Below are 17,169 nucleotides of genomic sequence, written 5' to 3'. Positions count from 1 at the left end.
CGAGGAATGGACATGGCCGTCGAAACCGAACTCAAACTCGGCATCCACCGCAGCGATCTGCCGAAACTGCGCGCCCATCCCCTGCTCACGGCGGCACGCCACCATCCCCCGGTACGCATTGACAATACCTATTACGACACCGAAGACGAGACCCTCGCGCGCCACGGCATCGCGCTGCGTCTGCGCCGGCTGGCCGGGCGGACCCTGCTCACCGTCAAAACCGCCGCCCCCAGCCGCGGCGGACTCTCCTCGCGCAATGAATGGGAAGTTCCCTGGCAGGGCACATTCGATTTCACCTTCGTCGAAGACGACGCCGTGCGCGAGCGACTGGAAAAAGCGCGCGAGCGCCTCGAACCGCGCTTCCGCACCTGGTTTCGCCGCGAACTCTGGGAACTCCCCACCGGCGAGGGACACATCGAGATCGCGCTCGACCTCGGCCGGCTGGAATCCGGCGCAGCCAAATTGCCGATCCACGAGCTCGAACTCGAATCCTACGACGTCCCGGCCATCGAACTCCTGACGCTCGCCCGGGCGCTGGCGCAGGACATTTCCCTGTGGCCCGAGAATCGCAGCAAGGCCGAACGCGCACGCCAACTCGCCGCCGGCACCTGGGCCACCCCCGTCAAAGCCGGGGAAGTCGAACTCGACCCCAAGGACGACCCCCTCGCGGCGCTGCGCACGCTCGCCGACGAAGTGCTCGCCCACTGGAGCGGTAACCTGGCGCTCATCCCCTACCGCCATGACCCCGAATACCTGCACCAGATCCGCGTCGCGCTGCGCCGGCTAAGGGCGCTGCTGCAGATCTTCGCGCCGGTCACCGGCCCCGAATTCGCGGCCCAATGGCGCGAACGACTCGGCGAGCTCGCCGCCGAACTCAGTCAGGCGCGCGACCTCGACGTGCTCCTCGACGAGCTGCTCGCCCCCGCCCTCGAACGTTGTCCCGTCGAGCACGAAACACTCGCCGAGCTCGCGGCGCGGCTCTCCGGCGAGCGCGACAAACTGCGCCGCCGCAGCGGCCGGCTCGATCCCGGCCGCCACGGACGGGTACTCCTCGACTTCCTCGCCGCACTCGATGCGCTGCCCGGCAACGCCCTCATCCGCGCCAGCGACCTGCGTCACTTCGCCCGCGACCGGCTCGAGGCGCTACGCAAGAAAGCCCGCCGGCGGCTTACCGCCCACCTCGCCGAGCCCTCCCCCCAAGCCCAACATCGGCTGCGCATCGCTCTCAAAAAGCTGCGCTATGGGCTAGAATTCTTTCACTCCCTGTGGCGAGGCAAGACCACCGCCCGCGCCTTGGCCCGACTCAAGCGGGCCCTCGACGTACTCGGTCGCGCCCAGGACTGGCATACGGCACGAGAAACGCTCGCGCAACGACAAAAACGCCATCCCGACGAACGGCTCGCCGCCGCCGTGCTGCTCGCCTGGCACCACGAACGCATCGCCCGCGACACCGCCGAGATCCTCGGCAACCTCGAAGATTGGCTCGAAGACGACCTCACCGGATGACCGACATGGACCTACTGCTGTGGCGCCACGCCGAAGCCCAAGACGGGCACGACGACCTCGCCCGCGCCCTCACCGAACACGGACACCACCAGGCCAAACGCATCGCCCGCTGGCTGGAGCGGCACGCCCCCGAGAATCTGCGCCGCTGCTGCAGCCCCGCCCGTCGCGCCCGGCAAACGCTCGAAGCCTGGACCAAGGAGTATGAACTCCTGCCCGAAGCGGCCCCCGGCATTCCCCCTCTGGCCGTACTCACGGCCATCGGCTGGCCCGATCTCGAACGCCCCACGCTCATCGTCGGCCATCAACCCACCCTCGGCGGCATCGCCGCCCTCGTCCTCGCCGGGCAGCAAAGCACGTGGTCCATCCGGCGCGGCGCCCTGTGGTGGTTCAAACGCCGCCAGCGCCACGGCCACACCGAGACGGTGCTACGCGTCGTGCTCGATCCGGAACTGCTCGACTGAAGCACCATCCAAGGGATTGCCGACCGGCTCTTCCCTGCCCGCCGCGCCCTACTCCTGCTCGCTGCGAAAGCCCCTTCCGTCCTCATCCCCTATTGCGACGCATCAATCGCCGCATTACACTTGTCTTTTTCCGGAAACAATTTGCAACGATGGCTCACGACAGCACCACTCCTCCGCCCAACGGTACGCGGCGCGTCATCGACGGCGTCGAGCGAGTCTATTACGATGGCTACTGGGTCAAGACCTATCCCATTCCCAAAGACACCGTCCAAGCCAAACGCACCCTCATCGCGGCCCTCACCCGGCGGCTCTTCAACCACGTCGAACACGGGCTGAACATTCCCGGCAAACGACTCGACGAAGCCCGCGCCGCCTATGAGTCCGAAACCGACCCGCAGAAAAAGCGTGTCAAAGGCGCGATGCTCGCCGGGGCACTCTTCAACCGAGCCACCGATATTTTCACCAAGCTCACGGAGCTCGAGGAACTCGGTGTCAAGATCACCCCCGACAACGCCCTCATGCGCGAATGCGGACGCTGCCTGCAAGAAGCCCTCTCCCTGGGACGGCTCGTGCTGCACCGCAGCGGTGAAGAGGGAATCGACGAACTCTGGGGCGAGCCTTTCCGCGCGTTTTCCATCCCCATCGAGGACTTCTACGAGAGCCGCTATCTCAAGATCGCCTGGACCATGCGCGACATCGACCATATCGCGCAGGTGATGTGCACCACCATTGGACATCACCCCTTTTTCCAGGGGATCAACCCCTACGTCGAAGCCTATGCGCGTGCGGCCAAGATCAAGACCGAGACGCTGCGCACCGACAAGGAGATTTTCGACGTCTGGGCCGACTTCGTCGTGGCCGGCGAAAACCTCGCCAACTACAAACCCAAGCTCGCCACCCCGCCCTCGCGCGAAGAGCTGCTGCTCATCACCGACGGCGAGCGGCTCATCCTCGACGGCAAGGAACTCATCGGGCACATCACCCGCGCCCGCACCCCCATGCCCAAGAGCACACAGAACTACATCGCCCGCTGCGAACACTTCGCCACGGGGGCGCTCGCCATCACCCGGCACCGCCTGGTTGCGTGACCACCGTCTCGATGATCCCCCCGCCCAGACACACGCGGGACTCATACACCACCACGCTCTGGCCCGGCGTGAGCGCCCACTGCGGCTGCGCGAATATGATCTCGGCGCGATCCCCCTCCACCCGCTCGATCTCGCAGGGAGCATCGCTCGAGCGGTAGCGCGGTTTGGCCGTATACACCCAATGCGTATGCGGCGCCCGGCCCGAGATCCAGTGGCAGCACACCGCCGTGAGCCGATCGTGCCACAGGGCCGGGTGCTCGCGCCCCTGCACCACGTAGAGCACGTTGGCCGCCACGTCCTTGGCCGCCACGTACCACGCCTCGTGTTCGTCGGGATTCGCCCCCCCTTTCACCCCGCCGATGCCCAAGCCCTTGCGTTGCCCCAACGTGTAATACATCACCCCCTGGTGCGTCCCCAGCACGCGCCCATCGTCGAGCGCGCGGATCTCGCCGGGGCGCGCCGGCAGGTAGCGCTGCAAGAACTCACGAAACGGCCGCTCGCCGATGAAACAGATCCCCGTCGAATCCTTCTTCTCCGCCACCGGCAGCTCCAGCGCCCGGGCGATTCTGCGCACCTCACGCTTGTAGAGCCGCCCCAACGGGAACATCGAACGCGAAAGCTGCGCCTGATCCAGCCGGTAGAGGAAATAGCTCTGATCCTTCGTGCCGTCCTCCGCTTTGAGGAGCTGATACGTCGCCCCCTCCTCGTCCTCCCAGCGCCGCACCTGCGCGTAGTGCCCCGTGGCGATGCGCTCGGCCCCCAGCGCCATGGCATGATCGAGGAAACAGGCGAACTTGATTTCGGCGTTGCACAGCACGTCCGGATTGGGCGTGCGCCCCGCCGCGTATTCGGCGAGGAACTCCGAGAAGACCCGCTCCTTGTATTCCTTGGCGAAATTGACGACTTCCAGCTCGATGCCCAGCAGATCGCACACGCTCACCACGTCGATCAGATCCTGGCGCGTCGAGCAATACTCCTCGTCGTCATCGTCTTCCCAGTTCTTCATGAACACGCCCGTCACACGCCAGCCGCGCTCCTGCAGAATCCAGGCCGCCACCGACGAATCCACCCCGCCCGAGAGCCCCACCACCACGTGGCGCCCCTCGCCCGGCTCGACGCCGATCGCATCCCAATCGAGTTCGACCATCATGGCTCCTCAGCCCGCCAAATGGCGGATCAAATCCAGGCTGTAGCGCCGCCCCTCGCGCCAGTCACGCACACAAGAAAGCACCATGGGGCTGCGCAGACGCCCTTCGCGCCCCGCTGCCTCCACTTCTTCCGGCGACAGCCACAACGTGCGCAAAATCCCCTCGTCCAGCGCGCGCTCGGACTCCTCGCCCGTCACCTTGCCGGAAAAGGCAAAGCGCAGGTAAGTGAGCGCCCCGTCGGGCCGAGTCCATTGATACACCCCCACCACGGCGTTGGGCACGAACCGCAGTCGAGTCTCTTCCAGTGTTTCACGCGCCACCGCCTCGACGAGCGACTCCCCCGGCTCCAGATGTCCCGCCGGCTGGTTCAAGCGCACGCCGAACTCCGTTTCCTCCTCGACGAACAAAAAGCGCCCCTCGCGCTCGATCACCGCCGCCACCGTCACGTGCGGCCGCCACACTTCGCCCATCGCGCGCCTCTGCATCCGCTGAAAAAGGCATTATAAGACCGATACGATGGCCTTCGGTTCTCGACCGAAGCGCCCCTCGTTCCCCTACGCCGATGGGTTTTTGTGTCCGGTGTGCCATTGGCAGACCCATCACCGGCGACCGTCTGCTGGTTGCCCTCGCCAAGCGTGAGGGTTCCGTTCTCTTGCCGCTAACGACGGTGGAACGATTCCTGTCGCCGGCAACGGGCGGCTGAAAAAATGGTACGCGAAAAATCGTAGGGCACCTCGAAGAACCGTCGAGAGCGGCTGTAGGGCAAGGCGCCCGGAGCACAGGATACGAGACATATCGAATGGATAGGCGAGCATCCGAGCACCGCGCAACGCCGCCATGTAGCCGCGCAGTAGGTTATAACCGATTTCACTCTTTTCGGCCCAACAAAGCCGTCTTCAGCGATTCCTGCACCGGAGAGGGTCCCAGCCAGATCGCCAGCAGCACCGGGAAGAAACCCGGCTCACGCACCGGCTCCATCAACGCCTGTCCATCGACGAGAATGGAAGTTTCTCCATGAAGGTTCTCGGTGATTTCCACGGCGGTCCCTGCTTTCATCTCACCCGACGCCTCCATCGCCGCCCTGAGTCTAGCCAAGGGGGCACGAAACGTGGCAAGCACATCCGGCGCATGATTCTTCTCGAGCCCCTCCCACAGCGCTTCGGCAAAGGTGCGTCCGTCCAGGTGTCGCAGCAAACGGATCGCAATCACGCGCGGCGGCGGAGACGACAATACTGCCTCAGCCGTTTCCGCCCGTTGCGGCAGATACAAAGCCATGGCATAGACGTCAAAGACGAGCTTCGTGCGTACCCCCGAGCCGTTGCGCACGAGCACCCGTCCTTCACGTTCGAGGGTTGGCGCGAATTCGCTCTTTGCCTCCCCGCCCCACGCCAATGACCCGAGGCACGACAAACCGCACAAGACGAGCATCCAACGGCACAAGGCTTTCATATAATACTCCAACAAACGTTTGAATAAAATGCATGCTAGTGCCAAAGCTTTCATTCGTCAACGCCCTCATGCTGTAGTATGATCGCCCCATGCCCATCCAATGGTTTCCCGGCCACATGCACGCGGCGCGGCGCAAGCTCGAAGAGACGCTTGCCGACGTCGACGTGCTCATCGAGGTGCTCGACGCGCGCATTCCCGCAGCGAGCCGCAACCCCGTGCTCGAGGCGCTGCGCCGCAGCCGGCAGCGTCCCTGCCTGAAGCTGCTCAACAAGGCCGACCTCGCCGATCCGGTCCGTACCGCCGAATGGATCGCCGCCTTCGAGCGCGAGGAGGGCGTGCGTGCGCTCGCCGTCTGCGCCAAGAACCCGGCCGACGTGCGCCGTATCCTGCCCGCCTGCGAGCGGCTCGCGCCGCACCGCAGCGAACCGACCAAACCGCTGCGCTTGATGATCGCCGGCATTCCCAACGTCGGCAAATCCACGCTGCTCAACGCCCTCATCGGCCGCAAGGCCGCCAAGGTCGGGGACGAGCCGGCGGTGACGAAAAGCGTGCAACGCTACGATCTGCCGGGCTTGCGCAGCATTACCGACACCCCCGGCCTGATGTGGCCCAAGATCGAATTCGATGCCGACGGTTACCTGCTCGCCGCCTGCCACGCCATTGGGCGTAACGCCGTGGCCGAAGAGGAAGTCGCGGCCTTTCTCGCCGAGACCCTGATCGCCCAAGGCTACGCCGATCGGCTCACCGCACGCTATCGTTTCGACCCCACGGGAATGAACGGCGACGAGATCATCGCAGCCATCGGCGAGCGACGCGGCTGCCGACGCAAGGGCGGCGAACTCGACCGGGAAAAGGCGGCCAATATCCTCCTGCAGGATTTTCGCGAGGGCAAGCTCGGCCCCCTCACTCTGGAGACCCCCGCCTCGCGCGCCGCCATGATCGCCGCGCACGAGGCGGCCTTGCTCGCCGAAACGGACGATCAACCGACCAGGCGATAGCCGATCGGCACCGTGAGTTCGCCGTGGGCGCACACGGCTGCATCCCCCTGGAGCGCCGCCACCGCCTCGTGCACGAGCGCGAGCGCCGCATCGTCGAGCCAGGGCGAACCCGACGAACGCTCGAGCTGCACGACCGCCTTCCCTCCCGAGCAGGAAAGCCGCACCCACACGGTCCCCTCCACGCCCAGGCGCCGCGCCTTCGGCGGATAGACCTTGTGCGCCTCGAGCCAGGCACGAAGCCGCTCGGACCAGGGCGCCCCGCCCTTGGAACCGGCGGCACCCCCGCCCCCTTCTCCCCCGCTTCCGGAAGACGGCCCGGACGCCCCGTTCCCGTGCCCGGACGCCCCTTCGCCAGTCGCAACGGCAGGCTCGGCGCCGCCGCGGCCCTCGCCCGCTTCCTGCGAGGGCCCCTGCGATGGAGGATGGCCCTCCTCGCCGGCCGGCACGGGCGTTTTGATCGCGGGCATCGCGTCCGAAGAGGGAACCCGCCTCTCGGGCAAAGGCATTCGCGCCGCCTTCACCGCCACGGCTCGCGGCGCAGCCGTCGTCCGGCCAGGGGCAGACATCGAGAGCCGAGCAGAGTGCGCGTGCGGCGAAACGTCGGCCGGCGGCTCGGACACAGGCGCCGCGAGCCTGTCCTCCCCACCTGGCGCCTTGCCCACAGCGGCCGAATCCGGCGACTCGTCCGGTGGCCCGACCAGGGTCACAGCCAAAGGAGGGGGATCGCGAGGCAGCCAGGCGGACGAGAGCCCTGCCGCCAGCAGGCCGAAAGCGAGCGCATGTACCGCGAGCGCCAAGGCCCACGCCGCCAGCGCCGGCCGCCATTGCCGGCCCGCACGCCGCGCCGTTCCCCCGAACGAATCTTCTTGCATCGAAGCATTTCAATGAAAGGCAAAGGGGGATTATCGCATTGGCACCCCGCCGGGGCACTCGCTCCTTCGCCGCACCGGATTTACGCTATCATTGAACATACCCCAGAGGGAGCGAGACCATGACCGACAAAATCCCCGACCCGGTGCCCAAACACCCGCTGCTCGAGGGAAAACCCGAGATCGCGCGGGGGCGCTACAGCATTGTGCTCGACAAAGGGGACGGCGAGCGGGTCTATAAGATCATCACCCATCCGGACGAATACCTGCTCTACGCCGCCGACGACCGCCCCCAGGGGCCGCACTTCCCCACCGTCTACGCCTACCACGGCATCATCGGACGCGCCAGCAACGGCTTTCCCATGCACCTCTTCGAGGTGGAAAAGCTCTATCCCATCCCCGAGACGAGCCCCGCTGCCGACGCCGCCCGGCGGCTGATCCACGCCTGGTGGGACCTGTGCCAGCAGTGGCAACAGCTGGGCCAGATGATGGGCCGCATCGCGCTGCAGCAGCTCACCGAGCTCAAGCCGCCGCCGTTCGATGCCGGCATGAAACAAGCGGTCGAAGCGCTGGCGCGATTCGCCGAGACTTACCGCGTGATTCCGGATCTGCTCAGCCGCGACAACCTCATGATGCGCAAGGACGGCACGCTCGTCTTTTCCGACCCCATCCGCCCCGGCAAGGATTGACCCGGTGCGCTCAGGCGATGCTCGCCTCGAGCGTCCACCCTCCCTGCCCCGGCGCCTCCTCCAGCCGTCCGGCGAGCCACGGCAAGCCATCTTGCAGCCGCTGCGCCAACACATAGGGCGGATGGAGCACCACGAGGCCGCTCGCCGTCATGCCGCGGCCGCCCACGGGTGGCGGCGACACCTGCAGCTCCACCCGCAGATGATCCTCCGGCGCGAGGTTCACCAGACGCCGGCGCAGCTCCTCCGCCTCCACCCGCCGCAGGCGCGGATACCACACGAGCACCGTCGCCTGCGGAAACTTCGCCAGCATCGCCCGCACGGCGGGGATGAGCCGCACGTAGTCGCCGCGCACTTCATAAGGCGGATCGATGAGGATCACCCCGCGGCGCGAGGGCGGCGGTAGCACCTGCAATGCCCCGGCAAAACCGTCGGCCGCAAGGCAGCGCACCTGCGCATCGCCCGCGAAGAGCCGCTCGAGCGCGGCGAAGTCGCGCGGATGGCGTTCGAAACACACCAGACGGTCGCCCCCCTTGCCGCGAGCGCCACTGCGGGCGAACTGCCGTGCGATCGCGGGCGACCCAGGGTAGAGCTCCAAACGGCCGGCGGGATTAAACGCCGCCACTGACTCCAGATACGCGGAGAACACCGCCGGCGCCTCGGCGCGCGCCGCCCACAGGCGTGCGATCCCTTCGCGGAATTCGTGACTCGCCTGCGTCCCCCCCACCCCGGCGCCCAGCCGATAGAGGCCGGCGCCGGCGTGGGTGTCGACGTAAGTCCAGGGTGCGGGCTTGGCGTTGAAGTAAGTCAGCACTTCGGCCAGCACCCAGTGCTTGAGCACGTCGGCGTGATTGCCCGCGTGAAAACCGTGGCGATAGCTCAGCACCGTCCCGTCCTTTCACGCGTCATCGAACCGGCAGGCCCGAGGCATCGAACATCCCCTCGAAGAGCGCCGTACTCAGGTAACGCTCGCCCGAATCGGGCAGGACGACGACGATGGTCTTTCCGGCGTATTCGTCCAGTTTGGCCAGCCGCAGCGCCGCTGCCACCGCCGCGCCGCTCGAGATGCCGGCGAGGATCCCTTCCTCGCGGGCGAGCCGCCGGGCAGTCTCCATCGCCTCCTCGTCGCCCACGCGCTCGATCAGGTCGATGAGCGACAGATCGAGCACTTCCGGCACGAACCCCGCGCCGATCCCCTGGATCTTGTGCGGTCCCGGTTTGATCGGCAAGCCTTCCCGCGCCTGCGTGAGCACGGGACTGCCCGCCGGCTCCACCGCCACCGACACGACGGGCTTGCCGCGCGTCTTCTTGAGGTAGCGGCTCACCCCGGTGATGGTGCCACCGGTGCCCACGCCGGCGACGAAAACGTCTACCTGCCCGTCGGTATCGTGCCAAATCTCCGGCCCCGTGGTCTGCTCGTGGATGGCCGGGTTGGCCGGATTGCGGAACTGATGCAGCATCACGTAGCGCTGGGGGTCGGAGGCGGCGATCGCCTCGGCCCGTTCGATTGCGCCCTTCATGCCTTTGGCCCCTTCGGTGAGCACCAGCTTGGCGCCAAAGACGGCGAGCAGTTTCCGACGCTCCAGGCTCATCGTCTCGGGCATGGTGAGCGTGAGAGGAATCCCCTTGGCCGCAGCCACGAACGCGAGCGCGATCCCCGTGTTGCCACTCGTGGGCTCGATGAGCTCCTTGCCCGGACCGAGCAGGCCGCGGCGCTCGGCATCGGCCACCATAGAGGCACCGATGCGGCACTTCACGGAAAACGCAGGATTGCGCGCCTCGATCTTGGCGAGCACCGTCGCCTTGGCCCCGGCGGTGAGGCGGTTCAAACGCACGAGCGGCGTACGCCCGATGGACGCGGGATTGTCGGCAAACCAGTTGGCCATTTCTCTCTCCTCGATCAAGCGATGCACCGCATGATACCCCGCGTGACACCGTCGCCCTACAACCCGCCGCTCGAAGCTCATGACGGTTAGGGCATAACGCCGAAGGCGTACGATTTGCTTGACACTGGCAGACCATCCGCTATAATTTGAATCTCTTTTCCCCGATAGCTCAGTCGGTAGAGCAACGGACTGTTAATCCGTGGGTCGCAGGTTCGAGCCCTGCTCGGGGAGCCAACACATACACCTCATTCCCTCTTTGCCTGCTCGATCTCACCGGGCAAGGATGCTCTGGTGCGTCTCTGGTCCCTACACCCTTCTCTACTCGACGCCAAAGGGCTCGTCGCCCTGTGGCGCGAGGGGCTGCTCGCGCAGGCGGTGCTCGCCGGCGCCACGCGCGGCTATCGCCACCATCCGCAGCTCGTGCGCTTTCGAACCCATCCGATGCCGCTGGCGGCGATCGCGGCCTACCTGCACACGGTGGTCGATGAAGCCGAGCGCCGCGGCTACCGTTTCGATCGCACGAAGCTGCCGCGCCGCGAAGACGTCGCCCCGATCGCGGTCAGCGAGGGGCAGCTCGCCCATGAGTTCGTCCATCTATTGCGCAAACTCGAGCAGCGCGACCCGGAGCGCGCGGCCCGGCTCGACGGCACGACGCCGCGGCCGCATCCGCTGATGCGCGTGGTGCCCGGCCCGGTGGCCGAATGGGAAGTCGTGCGCTGAACCGGGCACCCGCTCGTGCTATCCTCGCAGGCCCTGTCGTTTCCTCCCTCTTGCCGATGATCCCCGAGCACTCCGACACGCCCTCGCAAAAACTGCTCAAGCTGGAAAAACGCCTGCTGCGCCAGGTCGGCCAGGCGATCGCCGACTTCGGCATGATCGAGGAAGGCGACACGGTGCTGGTGTGCGTCTCCGGCGGCAAGGATTCGCTTGGACTGCTCGCGCTGCTGCAAAAGCTCCAGGCGCGCGCGCCGGTACGCTTCCGGCTGATCGCGATGAACCTCGACCAGCGCCAGCCGGGATTCCCCGAGGACGTGCTGCCGCGCCATTTTGCGCAGGTCGGCGTGGAATACCGCATCGTGCGCGAGGATACCTACTCCATCGTCAAGGAGAAGATCCCCGAGGGGAAGACCACCTGCTCGCTGTGCTCGCGGCTGCGCCGTGGCCTCATCTACCGCACGGCGCGCGAGGTGGGGGCGAACAAGGTGGCGCTGGGGCACCACCGCGACGACATCCTCGAGACTTTTTTCCTCAATCTCTTCTTCGCCGGGCGGCTAAAGGCGATGCCGCCCAAACTGCGCAACGACGACGGCGACCTGGTGGTGATCCGGCCGCTCGCCTATTGCGCGGAAGAGGATCTGGCGCGCTACGCCCGCGGGATGAACTTCCCCATCATCCCCTGCTCGCTGTGTGGCTCGCAGGAAAACGCCCAGCGCCGGCAGGTGAAGGCCATGCTGCGTGCCTGGGAACGGGAAGATCCGCGCCGCATCGCCTCGATCTTCACCGCGCTCGGCCACGCCGTGCCCTCGCATCTGCTCGATCGCGCGCTCTTCGATTTCGCCTCGCTCGCTGCGGGAGCCAAAGAAACGGAAGCGGCGCTCGACGAAGCCGTCGGCGCCGCGCCCGTGCGTTTCTTTGGTACTCCGACGATCAGAACTTGACGTTGATCGCGGCGTAGACCGAGCGCCCCATGCCCGGCACGGCGATGCCCCAGGGGGGTAGTACTGTGGGGTTGATGCTCATCGTCGTCCCCTGGCCGACGTAGGCTCCGCCGGTGGGCAGGTAATAGAGCTTGTCGAAGAGGTTCTCCACACCCAGGTCGAGCCGCACGTCTTTCCAGGCATGGCTCGCGCGCAGGTGTACCAGACCATAGCCCGGCGTCTTGATCTCGTTGCGCGCATCCGACACGTCGTCCTTACGCGAGACGAGTTCCCAGTCGAGCGCGTTGCTCCAGCCGGCGAGCTGGTGCGTGAGGGTGAGCGTGGCGCGCCAGGGCACGATGTTGTAGAGATCGTCGCCCGTGTCGCGGTTCTCACCGTTGGTGTAGCTCAGCACCCCCTCGAAGCCGAAAGCGCCCAAGCCGGTGCGCGCGAGCGGCATCTTGCCCGAGAGATCGAACCCGTAGAGGCGCGCCGACTGGTTCTCGTAGCGCAGCACGACGAACTGGCGACGAGCAAGCGAGGTCGCCGGGGCGTTCTTGGTCGCGTCCCACTGTACCGCGTCGATGTAGTCGTCGACGTAGGTGAGATACGGCGTGAAGCGCAGGCCCCATTGGCGATCGGCAGAGTGCCAGTCGATCGTGCCCGAGAGGGTGTAGGCTTTCTCCGGTTCGAGGTCGGGATTGCCGACGTAACCGTTGCCGTCGCCGACGAAGTTGTTCATCACCGCCGCCATGGGCCAGGTCGACCACGGATAGCGCTCGTAGAGGCTGGGCGAGCGGACCTTGCGCGCGAAGCCGAGCTCGAATTCGCGCGTCTCGTCCAGGGTATAGCGCGTGAGCGCGGTGAAGTCGAGGTTGTCGTCGGTGCGCTTGCGGTCGCGCGCGTTGAAGGCGGCCGCATCACGCATCTGATTGCCCATCATGTTGCCGTAGCCATGCACGGGATCGGCGTCGGTGGTGACGTGTTCATAGCGCACGCCGGCAAGCGCCATCCAACGGTCGCTCAGTTTCGTCTCCCACTCGCCGAAGAGGCCGGCGCGGTTGCGCTCGCCGTTCTTGATGTTCCAGAAGGTGCCGGGCCACATGCCGCCGCCGGAGGGCGGCCACCAGTCGTCCAGCGTGTAATGCTGGTACTCACCCCCCACCCGCAGCACGTCGCGCTCGCCCAAGGCGATGTTGGCGGTGAGTTTCGCCCCGGTCGTCTTGCTCTCGGTATTCATGGGCATACCGGCGGCGCAAGTCCCGTCGATCGGGGCACAGGGCTGTCCATTGATGGCGTCGCCCGGAACCATGGAACGCTGGCTGTACCAATAGCGCTTGTCCTTGCCGAAATCCATGGAGTGGTCGACGCTCTGGTGATAGACCTTGGCATCGAGCGAGCCCCAGTCGAACTGCCCGAGATAGCGCAGGTTGAAGAGCTTGGAATCGTTCTCCAGCATATCCATGCGCTGGTTGGGATAGAGCTGATAGGGGACGCTCTGGATGGCGACCGAGGCGTCGACGAGATGAGCGCCGTCCCGCAGCGCAAGCCCGATGAGGTGGTTGTTCAGCTCGTAGGCGGAAGAGCCGACCTCGTCGCGCGCAAGCGTATGGCCGAGGCGGCCGGTGGCGGTGAAGTCCTTGAAGTTGCCACCCGCATGGTAATCGTCTGCCTTGGCAAATGCCCCGAGATAGCGCACGCTCACCTGCTCGCCGGCGATCGTGGCCGCGCCATGGACCCCGAAGCCATCGCCGTTGCTGCGGTAATAGGTACCGGCCTCGCCGGTGACGAGTGTGCCCTGGCCGGGCGCGGCGAAGCGCGGTTTGGGCGTCTCGACGACGATCGCCCCGCCGATCGCGTCGCCCCCCACGCTCACCGGCGTGACCCCGGTCCACACCTGGATGGTCTCGACCTGGCTCGGAGCGAGATAGGAAAAGGCCGGGTTCATGTGGTTGGGGCAGGCCGAGAGCAGGTCCATGCCATCGACCTGCAGCCGCAGCCGCTCGTCAGCGAGCCCATGGATCGCCGGCAGGCTGGAAGCGCCCCCCGCGCCATAGAGCGTCACACCCGGCACCTTGCGCAACAGGCTCGCCGTGTCGGCTGTGGCGGCGCGCAGCGGGGCGAGTTCCTGCGGGCCGAGCGTCGTCGCTGGCGGGGCGGCCTGTTCCCGGGTGCCGGAGATGATCACCGGCGCGAGCACCTTGCCTTCCGGCGAGGCCGTTTCACTTTGGGCCCAGGCCGAAGGCAGGCCGGCGAAGACGAGTGCCAGGGCGAGCGCCAGGGGTCTGCGCCGCGACGGAAACGAGGAAACGAGAGAGTCGGTCATGAAACGAGGCTCCTTTCGATGCGGCAACAAACGGGGTCGCCGGCAAGGCGGCGACGGGCGGCGCCATCGTAACGTTTCGTTTCCCGCGGCTCAATTGAGGATTGTCAACTTCAGAAAGGATGAAGTTGATGTTGCGCAAACTCCCTGCGCTTTCCGGTTGTCAATGAACAAAAGCCTTTCTATGATGCCCCCGCTGATCGAGGACGGCGACACGTCCGGAGCCCCCATGAACGGAATCCCCCTGTTGCGTCACGCCTGCCACACCTTCCTCGTGATCCTGGCGTTTGCCTTGAGCGCGTGCAACCGCGCCGAATCGTCTTCGCCCTTCCACGCGACCGAGCTACACGACCCGACCTTCGGCCGCGAGCTACGACTGCCCGACACGCAAGGACGCCTGCGCACGCTCGACGACTTCCGCGGCGCAGTCGTGGGAGTCTATTTCGGCTTTCTGCAGTGCCCCGACGTATGCCCCACGGCGTTGTCGCGCGCGGTGGAAGTGAAACGCCTGCTGGGGGAGGAGGGCAATCGCTTTCGTATCGTCTTCATCACGGTCGATCCCGAGCGGGACACTCCCGAGGTCGTTCGTGCCTATCTCGCTGCCTTCGATCCTTCCTTCGTCGGCCTGGTGGGCAACCCGGAGGAAGTAGCCCGTACTGCCAAGGAATTCCGTGTCTATTATCGCAAGGTGCCCACGGGAAGCTCTTACACCATGGACCACACCGCCACCACTTTCGTCTATAATGCTCATGGCAAACTCAGGCTGGCCGTGCCGCATAGTCTGTCGGCCGAAGACTTCGCCGCGGACGTGCGGCGGATTCTCGCCGAATGAACGGCCACGCCGCTTTTGCCCTGAGGAAACCTGTCTCTTCACTGCAGAAAAAGGAGTCGACGATGCTGACCACCAAAACCCGCCGTTCTCTCGGTCTCGCGCTGATGTTCGGCGCCTTCACGCTGCCCGCCTGGGCGCAAACGGTCAAGGTCGAAGACCCCTGGGTCCAGGCCACGGTGGCCGGGCAAAAAGCCACGGCCGCGTTCATGAAACTCACGGCCGATGCGCCGGTCAAACTCACCGGCGGCAAAACGCCGGTCGCCCCCGTGGTGGAAATCCACGAAATGGTGATGGAAGGCGACGTCATGAAGATGCGGGCCATCGACGGCGGCCTGCCGCTGGAAGCCGGCAAAACGGTGGAACTCAAACCCGGCGGCTATCACGTGATGCTCATCGACCTGCCCAAACCGCTCAAGGAAGGCGAAAAAGTGCCGCTCACGCTCACATTCACCGACGCCGAGGGCAAAACGTTCGACGTGGCCGTCGAAGCACCAGTGCACCCGCTCAAGCGCGAACACGAAAAAGGGGAGCACGGCAAGAAAGCCGGCCATGAAATGTGAGCCTCCCCTCACCGAACGGCGCACGGGCAGGCGCGGTCAGTGCCTGCTCACCGCTGGCGAAACGGGCCCGGCATGGCGAGTCGTCGAAGGAATCGTGCGGCTCGACCTGCCGGTTCCCTTCGGCGAAGAACCCGGCGAGGAGCATTTCGTCGGCATCGCCTGGGGGGGCGACCTGATCGGGGCCGAAGCGCTCATGTTCGGCCGCTATGGCTACACGGCCACCGCCGTCACCCCCGTCGTGCTCGAAGGCTGGAGCCAGGTGGCTGCCAAGGAACCAGCAGCCCTGCTCTATGCCCGTTTCGAACGACGCATGGGCGAAGTACTACGCCTGCGCGCGGGCAAGGCGCCCGAGCGCATCGCCCGGCTCTTCGCGCTCGCCCAAGAAGCCGGGGCCGAACCGCCGCGGCTGCGCCTGCGCGACATCGCCGCCATCACCGGTTTGCGCATCGAAACCGTATCGCGTACCCTCAAAGCCATGGAGGCCGGCGGCCTCAGCTGAGGCGCCGGTAGCCCCCGGGCACGCCGTTCGGCGAAAACACGAACTGCCACAGCTGGTTGGTACGGGCGCGGAAGGTACCGGCGCAGGCGAGCAGGTAGTAGCGCCACATGCGGTAGAAGCGCTCGCCGTAGCGTTCGCGAAAACGCGGCCAGGCGGCTTCGAAGCGCTCGTACCAGGCCATCAAGGTCTTGTCGTAGTCGGCGCCGAAGTTGTGCAGGTCCTCCATCACGAACCAGTGCTCGCTCGCATCCGCCACCTCGCCGATCGAGGGCAGCTCCCCGTTGGGGAAGATGTATTTCTCGATCCACGGATCGGTGCCCCCGCCGCGGCGGTTCTTGCCGATGGTGTGCAGCAGGAAGAGTCCGTCGTCGCGCAGGCTGCGGCGCACCATGGAAAAATACGCCTTGTAGTTGCGCACTCCCACGTGTTCGAACATCCCCACCGAGGCGATGCGGTCGAACCGCTCCTTGCCATCGACGTTGAACGTGCGGTAGTCCGCCAGGATGAAGCGCACCGGCAGACCGGCGCAGCGCTTCTGCCCCCAGGCGGCCTGGTCTTTGGAGATCGTCAGCCCCACGCACTCGACGCCATAGTGCTCGGCGGCATAGCGCATGAGACTGCCCCAGCCGCAGCCGACATCGAGCAGCCGCATGCCCGGCTCCAGCCCCAACTTGCGGCAGATGAGGTCGAGCTTGGCGACCTGCGCCTCTTCCAGCGTCTTGGCGTTGGCCCAATAGCCGCAGGAATAGGCCATGTACGGATCGAGCATCGCCTCGAAGAAGTCACTGCCCAGATCGTAGTGCACCTCGCCCACGTGCCAGGCGCGGCGCACGGATTGCAGGTTGATGAGCCGCGCCTTCAACGCGCGCCACACGAGCGAGGGATTCCTCACGCGATCATCGAGCCGGGCGCGCAGCACACGCGCGAAGAATTCGTCGAGTCGCTCGCATTCCCACCAGCCGTCCATGTAGGCTTCGCCCAGACCGAGGCTGCCTTCGGCGAGCACCCGCTCGAGCACTTTGGGGTGTTTGATCCGAAAATCCCACGGCCGATCGCCGTCCAGTTTCACGTCGGCCTCGTCGAGCCAGGACTGCACCAAGGCCCGTAGCCGGTCGTCGCTGCGTGCCTGTCCCCTCGCCGGCTTTGATCGTTCTTCGACGAAGCCTTGCTGTTGTAGTGTCGGCATACGCCCCTCCAGGATGGAACGAAAGGCGGAGCATTGTGGCC

General features: G+C 66.0%; 18 protein-coding genes and 1 tRNA gene. 11 read left to right on the top strand and 8 right to left on the bottom strand.

The features are described from left to right. The first annotated feature begins 12 nt into the window (after positions 1 to 12). From H607_RS11285 to H607_RS0101930, 3 genes are all read left to right on the top strand, one after another. Complete coding sequence (locus H607_RS11285) at positions 13 to 1,506, top strand: CYTH and CHAD domain-containing protein (protein ID WP_051240560.1); 1,494 nt, start codon at positions 13 to 15, stop codon at positions 1,504 to 1,506. A gap of 5 nt (positions 1,507 to 1,511) precedes the next feature. Continuing rightward, complete coding sequence (locus tag H607_RS0101935) at positions 1,512 to 1,967, top strand: SixA phosphatase family protein (protein WP_028874035.1); 456 nt, start codon at positions 1,512 to 1,514, stop codon at positions 1,965 to 1,967. A 149-nt stretch (positions 1,968 to 2,116) separates the two neighbouring features. Continuing rightward, positions 2,117 to 3,055, top strand: a complete 939-nt coding sequence (locus tag H607_RS0101930; protein WP_028874034.1) for a hypothetical protein — start codon at positions 2,117 to 2,119, stop codon at positions 3,053 to 3,055. Here H607_RS0101930 and mnmA read toward each other — a convergent pair. The 3 genes from mnmA to H607_RS11280 all read right to left on the bottom strand — a co-directional run bounded on the left by mnmA (position 3,030) and on the right by H607_RS11280 (position 5,652). Then, entirely contained in the window at positions 3,030 to 4,205 is a 1,176-nt protein-coding gene (mnmA, locus tag H607_RS0101925; protein WP_281168718.1) for a tRNA 2-thiouridine(34) synthase MnmA, read from the bottom strand. The genes H607_RS0101930 and mnmA overlap by 26 nt on opposite strands. 6 nt (positions 4,206 to 4,211) lie before the next feature. Then, positions 4,212 to 4,673: an NUDIX hydrolase gene (locus tag H607_RS0101920; RefSeq protein WP_028874032.1), complete on the bottom strand. Its 462-nt coding sequence runs from the start codon at positions 4,671 to 4,673 to the stop codon at positions 4,212 to 4,214. A gap of 397 nt (positions 4,674 to 5,070) precedes the next feature. Beyond that, positions 5,071 to 5,652 carry a chalcone isomerase family protein gene (locus H607_RS11280; protein WP_051240559.1) on the bottom strand — a complete coding sequence of 194 codons (582 nt, stop codon included), beginning with the start codon at positions 5,650 to 5,652 and terminating at the stop codon, positions 5,071 to 5,073. 89 nt (positions 5,653 to 5,741) lie between these two features. Between H607_RS11280 and ylqF the strand changes: the two genes are divergently transcribed. Next, positions 5,742 to 6,650: a ribosome biogenesis GTPase YlqF gene (gene ylqF / locus H607_RS0101910; protein WP_028874031.1), complete on the top strand. Its 909-nt coding sequence runs from the start codon at positions 5,742 to 5,744 to the stop codon at positions 6,648 to 6,650. Here the strand turns inward: ylqF and H607_RS12830 are convergent. Then, positions 6,632 to 7,522 (bottom strand): TonB family protein, encoded by an 891-nt coding sequence (locus H607_RS12830; protein WP_028874030.1) that lies wholly within the window; start codon positions 7,520 to 7,522, stop codon positions 6,632 to 6,634. The two genes, ylqF and H607_RS12830, sit on opposite strands and share 19 nt — an antisense overlap. A 119-nt stretch (positions 7,523 to 7,641) precedes the next feature. On the opposite strand from H607_RS12830, the gene H607_RS0101900 reads away from it, so the two are divergent. Next, the gene (locus H607_RS0101900; protein ID WP_028874029.1) at positions 7,642 to 8,208 is read left to right on the top strand and encodes a hypothetical protein; all 567 of its coding nucleotides are present in this window, start codon (positions 7,642 to 7,644) and stop codon (positions 8,206 to 8,208) included. A 10-nt stretch (positions 8,209 to 8,218) separates the two neighbouring features. Here the strand turns inward: H607_RS0101900 and H607_RS0101895 are convergent, their stop codons facing one another. Together H607_RS0101895 and cysK are read right to left on the bottom strand one after the other, a co-directional pair. After that, on the bottom strand, positions 8,219 to 9,091 hold the full coding sequence (locus H607_RS0101895) for a 23S rRNA (adenine(2030)-N(6))-methyltransferase RlmJ (RefSeq protein WP_028874028.1): 873 nt from the start codon (positions 9,089 to 9,091) through the stop codon (positions 8,219 to 8,221). A gap of 19 nt (positions 9,092 to 9,110) precedes the next feature. Beyond that, the gene (cysK, locus tag H607_RS0101890) at positions 9,111 to 10,091 is read right to left on the bottom strand and encodes a cysteine synthase A (RefSeq protein ID WP_028874027.1); all 981 of its coding nucleotides are present in this window, start codon (positions 10,089 to 10,091) and stop codon (positions 9,111 to 9,113) included. Between the two features lie 158 nt (positions 10,092 to 10,249). Here cysK and H607_RS0101885 point away from each other — a divergent pair. The 3 genes from H607_RS0101885 to ttcA all read left to right on the top strand — a co-directional run bounded on the left by H607_RS0101885 (position 10,250) and on the right by ttcA (position 11,749). After that, positions 10,250 to 10,325 (top strand) — tRNA-Asn (locus H607_RS0101885). 57 nt (positions 10,326 to 10,382) lie between these two features. Further along, entirely contained in the window at positions 10,383 to 10,811 is a 429-nt protein-coding gene (locus H607_RS0101880; RefSeq protein ID WP_028874026.1) for a pyrimidine dimer DNA glycosylase/endonuclease V, read from the top strand. A gap of 56 nt (positions 10,812 to 10,867) precedes the next feature. Further along, positions 10,868 to 11,749, top strand: coding sequence for a tRNA 2-thiocytidine(32) synthetase TtcA (gene ttcA / locus H607_RS0101875; RefSeq protein ID WP_083961872.1), 882 nt, complete (start codon positions 10,868 to 10,870; stop codon positions 11,747 to 11,749). On the opposite strand, the gene H607_RS0101870 is transcribed toward ttcA, so the two are convergent. After that, positions 11,739 to 14,054, bottom strand: a complete 2,316-nt coding sequence (locus H607_RS0101870) for a TonB-dependent receptor (protein WP_037989231.1) — start codon at positions 14,052 to 14,054, stop codon at positions 11,739 to 11,741. The genes ttcA and H607_RS0101870 overlap by 11 nt on opposite strands. A 226-nt stretch (positions 14,055 to 14,280) precedes the next feature. Here H607_RS0101870 and H607_RS11270 point away from each other — a divergent pair, with 226 nt between their 5' ends. The 3 genes from H607_RS11270 to H607_RS11260 all read left to right on the top strand — a co-directional run bounded on the left by H607_RS11270 (position 14,281) and on the right by H607_RS11260 (position 15,942). Beyond that, complete coding sequence (locus tag H607_RS11270; protein WP_051240588.1) at positions 14,281 to 14,883, top strand: SCO family protein; 603 nt, start codon at positions 14,281 to 14,283, stop codon at positions 14,881 to 14,883. Between the two features lie 62 nt (positions 14,884 to 14,945). Continuing rightward, positions 14,946 to 15,443, top strand: a complete 498-nt coding sequence (locus H607_RS11265; protein WP_083961871.1) for a copper chaperone PCu(A)C — start codon at positions 14,946 to 14,948, stop codon at positions 15,441 to 15,443. Further along, complete coding sequence (locus H607_RS11260) at positions 15,433 to 15,942, top strand: Crp/Fnr family transcriptional regulator (protein ID WP_051240558.1); 510 nt, start codon at positions 15,433 to 15,435, stop codon at positions 15,940 to 15,942. The genes H607_RS11265 and H607_RS11260 overlap by 11 nt, the downstream gene beginning before the upstream one ends. Here the strand turns inward: H607_RS11260 and cfa are convergent. Then, the gene (gene cfa / locus H607_RS0101850) at positions 15,935 to 17,128 is read right to left on the bottom strand and encodes a cyclopropane fatty acyl phospholipid synthase (protein WP_028874023.1); all 1,194 of its coding nucleotides are present in this window, start codon (positions 17,126 to 17,128) and stop codon (positions 15,935 to 15,937) included. The two genes, H607_RS11260 and cfa, sit on opposite strands and share 8 nt — an antisense overlap. Between the last annotated feature and the right edge of the window lie 41 nt (positions 17,129 to 17,169).

Origin of the sequence: Tepidiphilus margaritifer DSM 15129 (assembly GCF_000425565.1) — a bacterium.
Lineage (GTDB): Bacteria > Pseudomonadota > Gammaproteobacteria > Burkholderiales > Rhodocyclaceae > Tepidiphilus > Tepidiphilus margaritifer.
Note: the sequence above shows the minus strand (reverse complement) of the source record. Positions and strands in the feature narration are given on the sequence as shown.